Source organism: Nocardia sp. NPDC005745 (genome assembly GCF_040630775.1).
Taxonomy (GTDB): Bacteria; Actinomycetota; Actinomycetes; order Mycobacteriales; family Mycobacteriaceae; genus Nocardia.
In genome coordinates, this window is sequence record NZ_JBEXYF010000002.1 from 259,124 (window position 1) to 275,596 (window position 16,473).

Sequence of the window (16,473 nt, forward strand, 5' to 3'; positions counted from 1 at the left end):
TGGCGGCTCCTTATCCGACGACAACGTTGAGCGCGATGACGAGCGCGAGCGCGATGCCCGCCAGCAGGACCGGGCGCTGATACCAGGGCAATGTGCCTGCCTCGGGATCGGTGCGGACCTCCTTGGGCGTCTCCGAGTACACCAGCCCGACCAGTTCGGACGCCGGCTTCGGCCGCGTCACCTGGGTGACGAGCACGCTGACCACGATGTCGACCACGAAGGCCACCCCGGCGGCGACGAAACTCGCTCCTTGCCCGGACAACTCGAACACGCCTGTCTTGTGCAGGAGGAAAACCAGGATGGCCGAACCGGTTCCGCAGACCAGACCCATCCAGCCCGCGGTCGGCGTCATCCGTTTCCAGAACATGCCGAGGATGAACGTGGCGAACAGCGGCGCGTTGAAGAAGCTGAACAGGGTTTGCAGGTAGTCCATCATGTTGCTGAACCCGGAGGCGATGAACGCGGTGAAGATCGCCGCCACGGTCGCTCCGATGGTGGCCAACCGGCCCACGCCGAGGTAGTACCCGTCCGGGCGGTCCCGGCGCACGTACTGCTGCCACAGGTCGTAGCTGAACACCGTGTTGAAGGCGGAGATGTTGGCCGCCATGCCCGCCATGAACGCCGCGAGCAGGCCGGCCAGCCCCACCCCGAGCAGGCCGTTGGGCAGCACGTCTTTCATCAGGTACAGCAGCGCCTGGTTGTAGGTGGTGTCGCTCTCGAAGTCCGGGTTCGCGGTCACCGCCGCCTTGTACTCCGACATCTGCGGCACCAGCACCGCGCTGATCATGCCGGGGATCACGACGATCAGGGGGATGAACATCTTCGGGTAGGCGCCGATGATCGGGGTGCGCCGCGCCGCCGAGATGGAATGCGTCGCCATGGCGCGCTGCACTTCGACGAAGTTCGTGGTCCAGTACCCGAACGACAGCACGAAACCCAGTCCGAACACGATGCCGAGGATCGACAGGAAGTCGTTGCCGAACCCGCTGAGTGCGTTGCCCGGCCAGGATTCCCACTGCTGGGCTCCGCCCGGTGACGCGCCGATCTTGTCCCGCAGGCCGTCCAAGCCGCCGACCTTGTGCAGGCCGACCAGGGTGAGCGGCAGCAGCGCGGCCACGATCACGAAGAACTGGAGCACCTCGTTGTAGATCGCGGCCGACAGACCGCCGAGGGTGATGTAGGACAGCACGATCACCGCGGCCACGATCACCGAGACCCACAGCGGCCAGCCCAGCAGCACGTTCACGATGGACCCGAGCAGATACAGATTGACCCCGGCGATGAGGATCTGCGCGACGGCGAAACTCAGCGCGTTCACCAGGTGGGCGCCGGTGCCGAAGCGGCGGCGCATGAACTCCGGCACGCTGCGCACCTTGGAGCCGTAGTAGAACGGCATCATCACCACGCCGAGGAACAGCATGGCCGGTACCGCGCCGATCCAGAAGTAGTGGAAGGTCGGGAACCCGTACTCCGCGCCGTTGGCGGACATGCCCATGATCTCCACCGCGCCGAGGTTGGCGGAGATGAACGCCAGGCCGGTCACCCAGGCGGGCAGCGAGCGGCCGGACAGGAAGAAGTCGATGCTGGAGGACACGCGCTGCCTGGCCAGCAGGCCGATGCCGATCACGAACACGAAATACAGGGCGACCAGCGCGTAATCGACCGGCTGCGCGTCCAACCGGAGGGTCTCGGCGGCTACCAGGTGCGGGGGTGGGGCGGCCGGGCGCAGGTCGGACACGATCGGCACGGCGGCGAGAACGGACGGATCGGCGAGCGGCACAGCGTTCCTCCTGGCGGTGAAACCGGGGCGGCGAGTGAGATCGTCCGTCGTGCGAGAGCATGCGTCGTGCTGGTCCTGCCCGGCGTCGCGCGACCTCCTCGTCGCCCGCCGAATGGTGTCGGCTGACACCACTCTGCGTGATCATGCCCTACCGGCGCGAGATTCGCGCACAATCAGGTCGGTCTCAGCCGGCCCCGTGCGCTCCGGCGGCGGCGACCACCGCGAAGGTGCGCGGAGCAGCCAGACCCGCGTCGGCGAAACGCCGCCGCACCGCCGCCACCACCGCCTCGGTGCCCTCCCGGTCGACGAGCGCGATGGCGCTTCCGCCGAACCCGCCGCCGACCATGCGCCCGCCGTGCGCTCCCGCCGCCACCGCGGCCTCGACCGCCGCGTCGAGTGCCGGGGTGGACACCTCGAAGTCGTCGCGCAGCGAAGCGTGCCCCGCGGTGAGTATCGGCCCGATTCCCCGGGGGTCGACGCCTTCTCGCAATTTCTCGGCAACCGCGAGCACCCTGGCGTTCTCCGTCACCACGTGCCTGGCGCGGCGGCGCAGCACGTCGTCGGCGATCCGGTCGACGTCGGCCGCCGCCACATCGCGCAAAGCGGTGACGCCCAGCGCCTCGGCCGCCGCGGCGCACTGGTCGCGGCGCTCGGCGTAGCGGCCGTCCACCAGTTCGTGCGGTTGCCCGGTATCGATCACCAGCAGTTCGAGTCCGAACGCGGCGAGGTCGAAGGGGATCTGCTCGTGCCCGGTCCCGCGCGGCGCGGCGGTGTCGGCGGCGAATGCCCGCACGTCCAGCAAGAGCGCGTGCCCGGCCGTGCACAGCAGCGCGGCCGACTGGTCGAGCAAGCCGGTCGGCGCGCCGACGTAGTCGTTCTCGGCGGCACGGGCCATGTCGATCAACATCCGGTCGGTCAGGCCGGGCGCGAACAGGTCACGCAGCGCGACGGCCACCGCGCAGGACAACGCCGCCGAGGACGACAGCCCCGCACCGATCGGCACCGCGCCGTCGAGGTCGAGATCCACGCCGGGAATCCGGTGCCCGCGCCTGGTGAACTCGGCGACCACGCCGAGCGGATAGCGCGCCCACCCGGGCACCAGTGCCCGCTGCCGGGCGAGATCGGACACCGCGACGAGCACCGGCTCGCCGGGCCGCTGCCGCGAGCCCACCCGCACCAGCCCGTCGGTGCGCGCCGCCGCCGCGCACCGCACCACCAGCGGCAACGCGATAGGCAGGACGTAACCGTCGTTGTAGTCGGTGTGCTCACCGATGATGTTGACCCGCCCCGGCGCCACCCATGTCCGCAAGCTCGTCCCTCGCTGTCCTCGTCGGTCGTGTCAGGGTACGAGACACCCCGCGTGTGCAGGAGTACATGGCGCACCCGGTTTCACTCTTGTTGCGCCAACTGCCCGCGAGGGGGCGGCATTCCATGCCATGATCAAATCAGTTGTCCAGGGCGGTTGGTTGCCGAGCGCGCTGCGGTCGGTTGGGACATTCGCTCGTACAACAACACTCGGTTCTCGTTCGCCGACAGCATCCGGGCAGTGCTCGACGAACAGGCGAACGTCGAAGTCGCGGTGGAGGGTTCCCAGATCTGTTACGCGGCCCGGTGCACCGGGGATGGAGCGACCAAGGGGGGCTGATGACACCCAGTGAACAGCCACAGCCCGGCTGTCGGCGCGGTATCGGATCGGGCTGGTACGCGGTGCTTCTCGGGGGCGGCGGGGCCGCGATCGCGGTCAACCTGACGCTCGACTCGCAAGTGGTGGCGTTCGCCACGATGGCCGTCATCGTCGGCGAGACCCTCGCCATGATCGCCGTCGGCGTGCACATCCACCGGCCCGCGCACCCGTTGCCGTGGTATCTGCTGTCCGGCTCGGCGGTGCTGTTCGCCACCGGCACCACGCTGCGTGACATCGGCGACCATGCGCTGCATCCGCTCGACGACGCGTTCACCCTGCTCGGTTATCTCGGCGTAGGGCTCGCCGCGCTGATCTGGTTCTGGCCGCGCCACGTGCACGGCAACTACGACCTGCTGCTGGACTCCGCCCTCATCGGGCTCGGCGCGCTGCTGGCTTCCTGGACCTTCCTCATCTCCCCGATCCTCCAGTCCACCGAGACCGGGCTCGACGCCGTGGTGGCGGCGACCTACCCGGTGCTCGACGCACTGCTGCTCACGTTGGTGGCGCACTCGATGGCCACCTCCACGCGCGCGGAGACCTCGCTGTGGCTGTTGCACGCCGGGCTGATCGCGGTGCTGCTCGGCGACCTGGGCTACAGCCTGGAGACCGCGGGTGCGACCGCGTTCGGGCGCGAGGTGCTGCTGGCTCCCCTGCTCGCCGCCTACGCCACCGTGGGCGTCGCGGCGCTGCACCCGACCATGGCCGCGCTCGGCATGCCGCGGCGCATTCACCCGCACCACTCCCGACAGCGCGCCAGCCTCATCGCGATCGCGCTGATCGTGGCCTCGCTGGTGCCGGTGGTCGGGTCCAGCCTGCGCCCGCTCGACCGCGTGGTGGTGTCGTCGCTGTTCGCGCTGTTGCTGATCGGGATGCTGGTGCGCAGCGAGCGCGCGATCGTGCGCAGTGCCCGCAGCGAGCGGCGCGCGCAGTACCAGGCCGACCACGACATGCTCACCGGATTGCTGAATCGGGCCGCGCTGCTGCGCGCGCTGCGGCAGCGCGGCGAACAATGGGCCGAGCGACCGATCTGCCTGCTGTTCATCGACCTCGACGGCTTCAAGCGGGTCAACGACAGCTACGGCCACGCCGTCGGTGATGAGCTGATCGCGACGGCGGCGAGCCGGATCCGGCGGGTGGTGCGCCAAGAGGACGTGGTGACCCGCTACGGCGGCGACGAGTTCGTCGTGCTCGCCCCGCTCGCCCGGCCGGAGGCCGCCGTGCTGGCCGAACGGCTGCTCGGCGCGTTCGTCCGGCCGTTCGGGCTGAGCGCGGGCGAGATCCCGATCACCGCGAGTGTCGGCGTGGCGTGCGTGGGTCCGCGCAGCTCGGACACCGACGCGCACAGCCTGCTGCGGGACGCGGACGCGGCCATGTACCACGCGAAGCAGTACTCGCTCGGCTACGCGTTCCACGACGACGTGCGGCGCGAGACTCCCGGCGCCGAGCGCCGGATCTGGCGCGCGGCCGCCCGATCCGCCAGTCCCGCGGTGTGACTCAGTCGCTCAGCTCGTTCAGCAGGCGCTTGGCCTCCTCGAGCTCGGCCTGTAACTGCTGCACCTTGGCCTCCTGCACACCGCGCAACGCGTCCAGGACCCCGGCGACCACCTCGGCCACCTCCGGATGCAGGATCTTCGCCGCCTGCGCCACGGTGGATCCGGCCACCGGAAGGCCGCGCAGGGTGCGCTTCTTACCGCTGACCACGTCGATCGACCACTCGCCGTCGGCGGTGCCGGTGAGCGTTACGGTGACCTCGGGCGCCTTGGTCTTGCGGGCGGCGGGCGTTTTGGCGGGCTTCGGCGCCGTCGCCGCCGCGGCTTGCTTGCCCGCGCTCTCGGCACGGCTCGTGGCCGCGGTGGTCTCCGCGGGCTTCGGGCCCGCCGACGGCTGGGGTGCGCTCGCCTGCGCGGGCTGAGTCGCGGTGCTCGTCGTAGTCGACGACTGGGTCACAGGGGTTTCCTTCCTAGGGGTCGACTTCGGCTGTGCGGTGGCGCCCGCCGCCCCTCGCGGCGGCTTGGTCAAGGTCACCTCGATGGGAGAGAAGGACAGTACATCCTTCGATCCGGTCGGGCGGACCTGCAGGAAGTCACCGTCGGCAGGGTCGCCGAGGGCGATCACCTTGCCCGAGCGCCCCTCCGGAACGCCGACCGCGGCGGCGGTGAACCACACCATGGGCGGGCGGCCACCGGCGATGTCCGTGGCGATCTGCTGAATCTCGCTGTCCGACAATGGTTGCGGCTTGGTTCGTGGGGAGGGCATGGTGACTCCGAGCGATTTCGTGGTTGGCTGCGTGCACAGATGATGCCCCACGCCGCCGACAGATTCGCGGGCCACCGTCGGATCGAGGCCGCGGATAGTCCGATCCGGGCAATCAGCGAATATCTGGCAACAGATTCCGGCATGCGCGAGCGGCGACTCGGCAGTCGACTCCGGTACCGCATACGCGACATGATCCGCTCCGGCGAATCAGTATGCGGCACCGGTGATCAGGCGCCGCTCCCTCGAACCGGTATCCGGCAACGGGCGACATCAGCGATGCGGCATACGACGCTCCTCGCGGGGGCGCCACCGCACACGGATTCCCCGCGGCCCGCTCAGCTCGACGCTGTCGGCGCGCGCAGCGCGGGGAACCAGATGTCGGTGAGCACCTCGACGGCTTGGTCCGCCGAGACGTCGATCGTGCCCTGCATCGCCCAGCGGGTGAAGAATCGTTCCAGTTGCGAGACAAGCAATTCCACCCGCAACCTCGCTTCGTCGTGCCGATCGGCGGGCCACCCGGCGAGGTAGGCGGTCATCGCGTTGGGCAGCGCGAGGATGCCGTTGCGGGCGATCTCGCGGAACTCCGGCTCGAGTGCGGTCGCCTCGTCCCAGGCGAGCAGCATGTCTTTGTACTCGTGGAACCACTCGATCGCGCGGGTCATCCAACCGGCGAACTCGGCCCGCGAACCGGTCTCGAGCACCCGGTCGAGGTCCTGATAGAAGTGCAGCGCCGTGGGCGCGGTGCCCTGCTCGGCGATCGCGCGCAGGATCTCCAGCTTCCCCGCGAAGTGCAGGTAGAACGTGGCGCGGCTGCAACCGACCGCGGCGGCGATCTCGTCCACCCGCACGGCCGCGTAGCCACGGGTGGCGAACAGCTCCTTGGCGGCCTCCAGCAAGCGGGCCCTGGTCTGCTGCTTCTGCTCGTCCCGCAGGTTCGTGTTCGCGTTCGTCCGCATGGTGAACCGGTACCTCGTCTCCGTAAAAGGCGGGCTGACGTGCTGCTTCCGCTGACAAAGTCTACGCATGGACGGTCTTGATAGACAGTGCGTCATTCACTGGACGCGATGTCTAGCGAGTGTTATTTTGTTGCCTACGTCACTCCGGCGTCACCCGCGCCGGATTGTTCGGCCGTCATCGACGACGGCCCTCCAGCACGAGGACAGTGAATGACGTCAACCGCACTCCCCCGCGTCTGCGTGATCGGGGCGGGCCCCTCCGGGATCACCGCCGCCAAACGGCTGAACGACCACGGCATCCCCTTCGACTGCTACGAGGCGTCCGACGAAGTCGGGGGCAACTGGTATTTCAAGAACCCCAACGGCATGTCGGCCTGCTATCAGAGCCTGCACATCGACACGTCCAAGTTCCGCTTGGCCTTCGAAGACTATCCGGCGCCCGACGAGTGGCCGGACTTTCCTCATCATTCGCAGCTGTTCCAGTACTTCCGCGACTACGTCGACCATTTCGGCATCCGCGACCGGATCGTGTTCAACACCGAGGTGACCGCCGCCGAGCGCGGGGCGGACGGTCGCTGGCTGATCACGACGAGCGACGGGCACACCAAGGACTACGACGCGCTCGTCGTCTGCAACGGGCACCATTGGGATCCGCGCTTGCCGGACTACCCGGGCGAATTCGACGGCACGCTGCTGCACAGCCACGCCTACAACGACCCGTTCGACCCCGTCGACATGCGGGGCAAACGGGTCGTGGTGGTCGGCATGGGCAATTCGGGACTGGATATCGCCTCCGAGCTGTCGCAGCGATTCATCGCCGCGAAGCTCTACGTCTCCGCCCGGCGCGGGGTCTGGGTGCTGCCGAAGTACGTCAACGGCAAGGTCGGCGACAAGCGCTCGATGCCACGATGGATGCCGCCGAAGCTCGGTCTCAAGCTCAAGCAGCGATTCGTCCGGAAGTTCCGCGGCAATATGCGGGACTACGGCCTGCCAGAGCCGGACCATCTGCCGTTCGAGGCCCATCCCTCCGCGAGCGAGGAATTCCTGCACCGCGCGGGCTGCGGCGACATCGCCTTCAAGCCCGCGATCACCGCGCTGGAAGGTCCGCGGGTGCGCTTCGCCGACGGCAGCGTCGAAGAGGTGGACGTGATCGTCTGCGCCACCGGTTACCGCATCTCCTTCCCGTTCTTCTCCGACCCCGAGCTGCTGCCCGACCGCGACAACCGTTTCCCGCTGTTCAAGCAGATGATCAAGCCCGGCATCGACAATCTGTTCTTCCTGGGGCTCGCCCAGCCGCTGCCCACGCTGGTGAACTTCGCCGAGCAGCAGAGCAAGCTGGTCGCCGCCTACCTCACCGGCCGCTATCACCTGCCGTCGGCGGAGGAGATGCGGGCGGCCATCCGGTCCGCGGAATCGGCCAGGACGGGCCGCTACTACGACTCGCCCCGGCACACCATCCAGATCGAATTCGAACCGTACGTGCGGGACCTGCGGCGGGAACTCGCGCGCGGCGCGAAGCGCGCCACCGCCGCGGGAAACGCATTGCCGGTGCGGGCCCGGGCACTCGAACAGGTGTGAGGCGGCGATGACCACTACCACGGGAACTGCCACATCGGGCTTCTGCGCCGAGCGATTCGCGCGGGTCCGAACGGAACTGGAGACCCGGCTCGCTTCCGGTGACGAACTCGGCGCCTCGATCTGCGTCACCGTCGACGGCGAACCGGTCGTCGACCTCTGGGGCGGGTACCGCGACCCCGGACGCACCTCGCCGTGGACCGAGGACACCTTGGTCAACGTCTTCTCCCTCACCAAGACCATGACGGCGCTGTGCGCCCTGCTGCTGGTCGAGCGCGGCGAGCTGGACGTGTACGCGAAGGTGGCCGAGTACTGGCCGGAGTTCGCGGCGAACGGCAAGGGCGACATCGAGATTCGTCATCTGCTGGCGCACACCTCGGGCGTCTCGGGGTGGCAGCCGCCGATCGAACTCGCCGACATCTACGACGCGGAAGCGTCCGCCGCCCGCCTGGCGAGCCAACCGCCGTGGTGGGAGCCGGGCACCGCCTCGGGGTACCACGCGCTCGCCTACGGCCACCTGATCGGCGCGGTGATCCGCCGCGTCACCGGACGCTCGCTGGGCGAGTTCTTCGCCGCGGAACTAGCCGGGCCGCTGGGCGCGGACTTCCACATCGGCACCGCGCCCGAGCACCACGGGCGGATCGCCACCTTGGTCCCGCCCACCATGCCGGAGTTCGACATGGCCGCGCTCGACCAGGACAGCGTGCTGGTCAAGACGCTCACCAGCCCGCTGCTCGACGTCGCCGAGACCGCGAGCGCGGCATGGCGGCAAGCCGAGATCGGCGCGGTGAACGGTCACGGCAACGCGCGTTCGGTGGCGCGGGTGCAATCACTGGTCTCCTGCGGCGGCGAACTCGGCGGACGGCGGCTGCTGTCGGAGGACACGATCGAGCTGATCTTCCGGCAGCAGTCCGACGGCGTGGATCTCGCGCTCGCGACGCCGCTGCGGTTCGGCATCGGCTACGGTCTGCCGCAGCGGCAGACCGCCCCGGAGGTGCCCGACGGCCGGGTGTGCTGGTGGGCCGGGTACGGAGGCGCGATGGTGGTCAACGACCTCGAGCACCGCACCACGTTCGCCTACACCATGAACCGGATGGCGCCCGGCCTGATCGGCTCCGACCGTGCCGACGCCTATCTGCGCGCGACATTCGCGGCGGTACGCGGATGATGCGGGCATTGCAGCTCACCGACCCCGGTGTGCTGGAACTGCGCGAGGTGCCGATCCCGGAGATCGGTCCCACCGATCTGTTGCTGCGCGTGGGCGCGGCGGGAATCTGCCATTCGGACCTGCACGTGCTGCACATCCCGTTCCGGATGCGCGAGGAGCCGTTGACCTTGGGCCACGAGATCGCGGGCACCATCGAGGCCGTCGGCGACGGGGTGGACGGACGCAGGACAGGCGAGCGCGGCATCGTGTATCTGTGCTGGTCGTGTGGGGTCTGCCGCGAGTGCGCGGGCGGCAACGAGAACGTCTGTCGCGCCGCGGGCCGCACCGCCATGCCGCCGTGCCCCGGTCTCGGGCCGGACGGCGGGATGGCCGACTACATCCGGGTGCCCGCGAGTTCCTTCGTGCCGATCGGCGACCTCGATTTCGCCCAGGCCGCGCCGCTGGCCGACGCCGCGCTGTCGAGTTATCACGCCATCCGCGGTGTTCGCGAGCACCTCGGCCCCGGGTCGGTGGCAGTGGTCATCGGGATCGGCGGGCTCGGTCACGTCGCGGTGCAGATCCTCGCCGCGACCACGGCAGCCCAGGTGCTGGCCGTGGACGTGAGCGCCGACAAAGTCGAACTCGCCGCGCGCTGCGGAGCGGCGGAGGGATTCGTCGCGGGCGACGACACCGCCGGAGAGATCCTCGACCGGACCGGAGGCCGCGGCGCCGACGCGGTGTTCGACTTCGTCGGCGTCCAGACCACCGCACGGCTCGCGGTGGAGTCGGTGGCGCCCAACGGGGCATACCGCATGATCGGCCTCGGCGGCGGCGCGCCGGAGATCACCGCGGCGCCGGCCGACGGCACCGGTTGGCCGTGGGGCGCGTCGGTACGGAAGACCTACGGCGGCACCAGATCCGACTTGATCGACTCCGTGGCACTGGCCGCGTCGGGCAAGCTACGCGTCGAGGTGGAGCGCTACCCCTTGGCCGAGGGTCGCGCTGCCCTCGACCGGCTGGAACGCGGCCTGATCACCGGCCGAGCGGTCCTGCTTCCCCAGCCGTGACTCATCGACCCACTAGGAAGTACCCGATATGACAAAGCCCTTCGACCAGCAGGCATTGGTGGCGGAGGCCGCGGGCAGGCTCACCGGCCCCGGCGGTCGATTCGAGATGGTTATCGAGGACGTGCTCGGCGCACCGATGCCGGTGGTACGCCACCGCAAGTCCTCACTGCGCGAGGTACTCGTCGCCGCGGCGGCGCACGGCGACCGGGACTATCTGGTCACCACGGACCGCCGGATATCGTTCACCGAGCACGCCGCCGCGGTCGCGGCACTGGCCACGGCCCTGCGCGACGGATTCGGCGTCGGCGAGGGCGACCGCGTCGGCATTCTCGCCGCGAACACACCCGAGTGGGTCATCACCTTCTGGGCGGCCCAGGCGCTCGGCGCGATCGCGGTGGGTTACAACGCGTGGTGGGCGCCGCGCGAGATCGCCTACGGCGTCGAGCACACCGGCCCCACCGTGCTCGTCGTCGACGCGAAGCGCGCCGCGGTGGCGGCGGAACTGGACATCCGGATTCCCCTGCTCACCATGGAGCACGACGTACCAGCGCTGATCGCCGAACACCGGACCGCCGAGTTGCCACACGCCGATATCGACGAAGACGACCCCGCGGTGATCCTCTACACCAGCGGCACCAGCGGACGCCCCAAGGGGGCGGTGCACTCACACCGGAACCTGGTGGCCGTCACCGATTATCACCTCTTCAACGACGCGCTGGCCGCGGCGCTCACCGGCGCTTCCGAACTGCCCAGCGGTCGGCGCTTCCTACTCACCTCGCCGCTGTTCCACATCGCCAGCCTGCACAACCTGGTGGTCCCCCGGCTGGTCAGCGGCGACGCGGCGGTGATCCACCAAGGCTCGTTCGACGCCGACCGGGTACTGCGACTGATCGAGACCGAACGGATCACCAACTGGGGCGCCATGCCGACCATGGCCACCAGGATGCTGGATCTCGACCTGTCCGGCTACGACCTGTCCTCGCTGGCCTCGTTCTCACTGAACTCGGCGCCGTCGTCGGCCGCGCTGCAACAGAAGCTGCGCGATCAACTGCCCGTCGCCCGCAACGCGCTGGTGACCAGCTACGGGCTCACCGAATGCAGCACCGCCGCGACGCTGGCGAGTCCGGCCGAGCTGGCGGCGTTCCCGGACACCGTGGGACGACCGGTCGTCGGGGTCTCGCTGGAAATCCGTGACAGCGCCGGCAACGCGGTTCCCGACGGCGCGGAAGGCGAGATCTGGGTGCGCAGCCCCTACGTGATGCTGGGGTACTGGCAGGACGAGACGGCGACCGCGGCGGCGATCACCGCGGATCGCTGGTTGCGCACCGGCGACATCGGGATCCTGGAGGACGGCAGACTGCGGTTGTCCGGGCGCCGTTCGGATCTCATCCTGCGCGGCGGGGAGAACGTCTATCCCACCGAGATCGAGCAGTGCCTCGAGGAGCATCCCGCAGTGCGCGAATGCGCGGTCCTCGGCGTGCCCGACGCCGACCTCGGTCAGCAGGTCGCCGCGTTGGTCGTGGTCGACGACAGCACGGCCATCAGCGAAGACGAGTTGTGCGCGTTCACCGCCGAGCGGCTCGCCTACTACAAGGTGCCCGCCCGCTGGCGGCTCACCACCACCGCACTCCCCCGCAACGCGACCGGCAAGGTCGTACGCGCCCGACTCGAGGTGTGAATCCATGTACGACACCATCATCGCGAACGGCCGCTGGTTCGACGGCACCGGCGCGCCCTCGGCGATCAGGCATCTCGGCATCCACGACGGCCGGATCACGACCATCTCGGCCGAGCCGATCGACGACCCGGCCTGCCCGAACGTCGTGGACGCCACCGGGAAGTGGGTGATCCCGGGGATGCTGGACATCCACACCCATTACGACGTGGAGGTGCTCCAGCATCCGGCGCTGACCGAATCGCTGCGACACGGCATCACCACGGTGCTGCTCGGCTCGTGTTCGTTGTCGACCGTGCACGTCGACGCCTCCGACGCGGGCGACCTGTTCGCGCGGGTCGAGGCGATTCCGCGCAAGCACGTCGTCGCGGCGGTGGACGAGCACAAGACCTGGCGCTCGGCGCACGAGTACGCGGCCGCCCTGGACCGGCTGCCATTGGGCCCGAATGTCGCCGCGTTCATCGGGCATTCGGATATTCGTGCCGCCGAACTCGGTCTGGAGCGCGCCACCCGCAAGGACGTCCGGCCCGATGCCACCGAACTGGCCGGGATGGAGGCGAAACTGACCGAGGCGCTGGACGCGGGCTTCGTCGGTATGTCCTCTCAGCAGTTGTTGTTCGACAAACTCGACGGCGAGGTGTGCCGGTCCCGCACGCTGCCATCCACCTATGCGACGCTGCGGGAACGGCACCGGCTCAACGCCGTGCTGCGACGGCGCGGCGGGGCGTTGCAGGGCGGGCCGGACGTGTCCCGGCCACACAGCCTGGTCACCATGGCGGCAAGCAGCCTCGGCCTGTTCCGCAGGCCGCTGAAGGTCAGCCTGCTCTCGGCCGCCGACATCAAGGCGATTCCCGCTGTCGTGCACCTGTTTCCGCTGATCGCCCGAGTGCTGAACAAGCTGGGCGGCAATTTCCGCTGGCAGCACCTTCCGGTGCCTTTCGAGGTCTACGCCGACGGCATCGACCTGGTGGTGTTCGAGGAGTTCGGTTCCGGCGCCGAAGCGCTGCACCTGGCCGATCAGGTGGACGCACGACGGGAACTGCTGCGCGACGAGAACTACCGGCGCCGATTCCGCGCGGATTACGACAAGAAGTTCGGTCCACGGGTATGGCACCGCGACTTCTTCGACGCGCAGATCGTCGAATGCCCCGACCGCACGGTGATCGGCAAGACCTTCGGCCAGGTGGGCTCGGAGCGTGGCGGCGTGCATCCGGTGGACGCGTTCCTCGACCTCGTGGTGGAGCACGGCAGCAAGGTGCGCTGGCGCACGACGATTTCCAATCATCGACCGGAGGTGCTCGATCGGCTCGCCGCCGATCCGGGCGTGCAGCTGGGCTTCTCCGACGCGGGGGCCCATCTGCGCAACATGGCGTTCTACAACTTCGGGCTCCGCTTCCTGCGCCGCGTGCGCGACGCCGCGGACGCCGGCCGCCCGTTCCTGTCGGTGGAACAGGCGGTGCACCGGCTCACCGGTGAACTCGCGGACTGGTACGGCTTGGACGCCGGGCATCTGAGGGTGGGCGACCGAGCCGACCTCGTCGTCCTCGATCCGGCCCGCCTGGACGATTCGCTCGACGTCTACCAGGAATCGCCGATCGCCCCGTTCGACAACCTGCCGCGCATGGTGAACCGCAACGACGACACGGTCACCGCGGTGTTCGTCGGAGGCGTGCGGGTCTTCGGTGACGGCGCTCCCGCTGAGGTCCTCGGCACCCGCCGGACCGGCCGGTTCCTGCGCGCGACGACCGCCGTCCGGTGATCGGAACGCCCCTGCGCGGCCGTGCCCGCCGGTAAAATCGCGGGGACCGGCGGCTCGGTCGCCGGTCGTTCGTAGGGAGTCGGCGTGGACGTTTTCGAGCATCGGGGCAGGGCCGTCGTCTACGACCGCGTGGGCAGCGGGTCCGCGATCGTGTTCCTGCACAACGCGGGAACGCAACGCCGGATCTGGGACGACCAGGTCGCCGCACTGCGCGACGAGCACGAGGTCTTCGCGCTCGATCTGCCGGGCTACGGGCAATCCGACCAGCCCGCCACGGGCTACCGCCTCACCGATTACGTCGACATGCTCGCGGCGTTCCTGGACGCCCACCGGCGCACCGACGTGGTGCTGATCGGCAACTGCCTCGGCAGCGCCACCTCGCTGCGCTACGCCATGGGTCATCCGGAGCGGGTCCGCGCGCTCGTGCTGATCAATCCGCTCACCCTGGACACCGTCAGTTCGGGACAATCGGCGGCCTTGGCCTGGCTCGACGCGCGGCTGCCGCTGGCGCCGCTGGCCCGCCGGATCAGTCTGCCGGACCCGGTGGTCTCGCTGATCGTCGGCAATCAGCTCGGCCCCCGCGGCCGAGACCGGAACATCCGGCACGAGCCGCGCGTGCGGGCGCATTGGACGGATCGGGGCAGGCTGCTGGCCCTGCACGGCTTGGTCCAGGATTTCCCGTCCTACCACGCGCTGGACACGTTCGATCCGCCTGCCGGATTCCCGCCGATCTGCACGATCTGGGGGCGGCGCAATCGCGTTCTGTCGGCGAAGGCGGGCGGGCGGCTCAACCACCGGCTGCGCCCGCACACGGCGGTGGAGCTACCCGACTGTGGTCATCTCCCGATGGTGGAGGCCCCGGAGCAGGTGACTTCGATCATCACCGGCTTCCTCGCCGATACCGGCGCGCGGGAGCGGGCGGGCGAGCGCTGAGCCGCGCTCAGAGCGGAGCCGCGGTCGGGCAGAGTTCGGCGAAACTGTCCGAGTGCACGCCGCATCCGGCGCATTCGAACACCATGCCGATATCCAGCATCCAATGGATGCGGGTATGGCAGGTCTCGCAGAGGAAATCCACACCCGCCGGGTGGCAGCAGGACCGTTTACGGATGAACCATTCCGCGCGATGACGACACGGGACGGAGTCGAAGCGGAACGTGCACCTCGGTGCAGCGGGCAGCTCGGCGACAACGGCTTCGAAAGCCGTTGTGGCCGTGTAGGTGTTCACAGCGGATACCTTCCAGCGGAGCAGGGCGGGAGGCGGGAGCGTCAGCCGCGGCGCCTTTCTCCCTGAATCGATCTCTCTCGATTAGCTGTTACCCGGAGGAGGCGGCCTTCACACGGCGGCGGACCGGCTTGTTTGGTGACGAAGCGGGCGGGAATCCGATTCGTGACTACATCAAGGGAAGGGGTTCTGTCATGTTGTTGCGCCGACTCGCCCGGCCGCTACTGGCCACCGCGTTCGTAGTAGACGGGGTCGATACGCTGCGGCGCCCGGATGAGCGGGTCAAGGCCGCGAACGCACTGCTCGAACGGGGGCACCGGCAGCTGCCCGAAGAAATTGCCACAAAATTGCCGTCCAATCCGACGACGGTCGTCCAGGTCAACGCCCTCGCTCAAGTGAGCGGCGGCGTGCTGCTGGCACTGGGCAAGGCGCCGCGACTGGCCGCCCTGGTGCTCGCGGCGACCGTCGTGCCCGCGGCCGTCACCGAGCAGGATTTCTGGAACGAGCAGGATCCGGCCCGCAAATCGGCGAAGCGGACCGCGTTCCTCAAGGACCTCGGTCTCCTCGGCGGGCTGATGATCACCGCGGCCGACACCGAGGGCAAGCCGTCGCTGGGCTGGCGCGGCCGCCGGGCCGCCCGCGACGCGGCCGCCGCGGTCACCGCCGCACTGCCGTTCGGCGCTACCTCCGATACCGCCACCGGCGCGGCATTGCGCAAGCACGCGCAGGAGGCCGCGGAACGGGCCCGGGCGCTCGGAGCGGTGGCGGCGAGCAAGGGCGCGGAACTCGCCGAGACGGCTCAGCGTCACGGCCCGGGATGGGCGGAAGCGGCCAAGGAACACGGCAGTGAGCTGGCCGGTACCGCCAAGGAACACGGGTCGGAGTGGGCCGAGATCGCCAAAGAGCGGGGAGCCGACTGGGCGGAGGTCGCCAAAGAGCGGGGCACCGACTGGGCGGAGGTCGCCAAGGAGCGCGGCGCGGAGTGGGCCGAGATCGCCAAAGAGCGGGGCGCCGAGTTCGCGGAGATCGCCAAGGAACGGAGCGCGCATCTCGCGGAACTCGCCAAGCAGCGCGGGGCCGAATGGGCGGAGGTCGCCAAGGAGCGCGGACCGGAGATCGCCGACACCGCCCGGGAACGCAGCGCGCACACGGCGCAGCTGGCTCGCGAGCGGGGCGCCCGGAAAGCGCAGGCGGCCCGCGAGGCGATCGAGTCGCGGCGCCACTGAGGCTCCGGATGAGCGGGCGGGCGCCTCGCCTCGGGGCGCACCGCCGGCGCGCCGGCGCCCCTTCTCCGACCGCACCGGTCGGGCGGGTCTCGTTGCCTGACCGGAAAGCGTAGTCCGCGAACATCG

13 protein-coding genes are annotated in these 16,473 nt (G+C 69.4%); 8 read left to right on the forward strand and 5 right to left on the reverse strand.

The features are described from left to right. Positions 1 to 10: 10 nt before the first annotated feature. A complete protein-coding gene (locus ABZ420_RS04190) occupies positions 11 to 1,702 on the reverse strand; it encodes a sodium:solute symporter family protein (protein WP_357116987.1) in 1,692 nt (563 codons plus the stop codon). 262 nt (positions 1,703 to 1,964) lie between these two features. Then, complete coding sequence (gene galK / locus ABZ420_RS04195; protein ID WP_357116900.1) at positions 1,965 to 3,089, reverse strand: galactokinase; 1,125 nt, start codon at positions 3,087 to 3,089, stop codon at positions 1,965 to 1,967. A 335-nt stretch (positions 3,090 to 3,424) separates the two neighbouring features. Between galK and ABZ420_RS04200 the strand changes: the two genes are divergently transcribed. Then, the gene (locus ABZ420_RS04200; RefSeq protein WP_357116902.1) at positions 3,425 to 4,957 is read left to right on the forward strand and encodes a GGDEF domain-containing protein; all 1,533 of its coding nucleotides are present in this window, start codon (positions 3,425 to 3,427) and stop codon (positions 4,955 to 4,957) included. A 1-nt stretch (position 4,958) separates the two neighbouring features. Here the strand turns inward: ABZ420_RS04200 and ABZ420_RS04205 are convergent, their stop codons facing one another. Both ABZ420_RS04205 and ABZ420_RS04210 read right to left on the reverse strand, forming a co-directional pair. Beyond that, complete coding sequence (locus tag ABZ420_RS04205; RefSeq protein ID WP_357116904.1) at positions 4,959 to 5,720, reverse strand: DUF6319 family protein; 762 nt, start codon at positions 5,718 to 5,720, stop codon at positions 4,959 to 4,961. 335 nt (positions 5,721 to 6,055) lie between these two features. Continuing rightward, positions 6,056 to 6,676 carry a helix-turn-helix domain-containing protein gene (locus tag ABZ420_RS04210; RefSeq protein ID WP_357116906.1) on the reverse strand — a complete coding sequence of 207 codons (621 nt, stop codon included), beginning with the start codon at positions 6,674 to 6,676 and terminating at the stop codon, positions 6,056 to 6,058. 210 nt (positions 6,677 to 6,886) lie between these two features. Between ABZ420_RS04210 and ABZ420_RS04215 the strand changes: the two genes are divergently transcribed. From ABZ420_RS04215 to ABZ420_RS04240, 6 genes are all read left to right on the forward strand, one after another. Further along, positions 6,887 to 8,254: an NAD(P)-binding domain-containing protein gene (locus ABZ420_RS04215; RefSeq protein WP_357116908.1), complete on the forward strand. Its 1,368-nt coding sequence runs from the start codon at positions 6,887 to 6,889 to the stop codon at positions 8,252 to 8,254. Between the two features lie 7 nt (positions 8,255 to 8,261). Beyond that, positions 8,262 to 9,419, forward strand: a complete 1,158-nt coding sequence (locus tag ABZ420_RS04220) for a serine hydrolase domain-containing protein (protein WP_357116909.1) — start codon at positions 8,262 to 8,264, stop codon at positions 9,417 to 9,419. Beyond that, the gene (locus ABZ420_RS04225) at positions 9,419 to 10,465 is read left to right on the forward strand and encodes an NAD(P)-dependent alcohol dehydrogenase (protein WP_357116989.1); all 1,047 of its coding nucleotides are present in this window, start codon (positions 9,419 to 9,421) and stop codon (positions 10,463 to 10,465) included. The genes ABZ420_RS04220 and ABZ420_RS04225 overlap by 1 nt, the downstream gene beginning before the upstream one ends. Before the next feature lie 28 nt (positions 10,466 to 10,493). Beyond that, complete coding sequence (locus ABZ420_RS04230) at positions 10,494 to 12,143, forward strand: class I adenylate-forming enzyme family protein (protein ID WP_357116911.1); 1,650 nt, start codon at positions 10,494 to 10,496, stop codon at positions 12,141 to 12,143. A 4-nt stretch (positions 12,144 to 12,147) separates the two neighbouring features. Further along, complete coding sequence (locus ABZ420_RS04235) at positions 12,148 to 13,899, forward strand: amidohydrolase family protein (RefSeq protein WP_357116913.1); 1,752 nt, start codon at positions 12,148 to 12,150, stop codon at positions 13,897 to 13,899. Between the two features lie 84 nt (positions 13,900 to 13,983). Next, complete coding sequence (locus ABZ420_RS04240; protein WP_357116915.1) at positions 13,984 to 14,832, forward strand: alpha/beta hydrolase; 849 nt, start codon at positions 13,984 to 13,986, stop codon at positions 14,830 to 14,832. Positions 14,833 to 14,839: 7 nt separating this feature from the next. Here the strand turns inward: ABZ420_RS04240 and ABZ420_RS04245 are convergent, their stop codons facing one another. Further along, entirely contained in the window at positions 14,840 to 15,124 is a 285-nt protein-coding gene (locus tag ABZ420_RS04245; RefSeq protein ID WP_157172852.1) for a hypothetical protein, read from the reverse strand. Positions 15,125 to 15,315: 191 nt separating this feature from the next. Between ABZ420_RS04245 and ABZ420_RS04250 the strand changes: the two genes are divergently transcribed. Continuing rightward, positions 15,316 to 16,347, forward strand: a complete 1,032-nt coding sequence (locus ABZ420_RS04250) for a DoxX family membrane protein (RefSeq protein WP_357116917.1) — start codon at positions 15,316 to 15,318, stop codon at positions 16,345 to 16,347. Positions 16,348 to 16,473 lie beyond the last annotated feature (126 nt).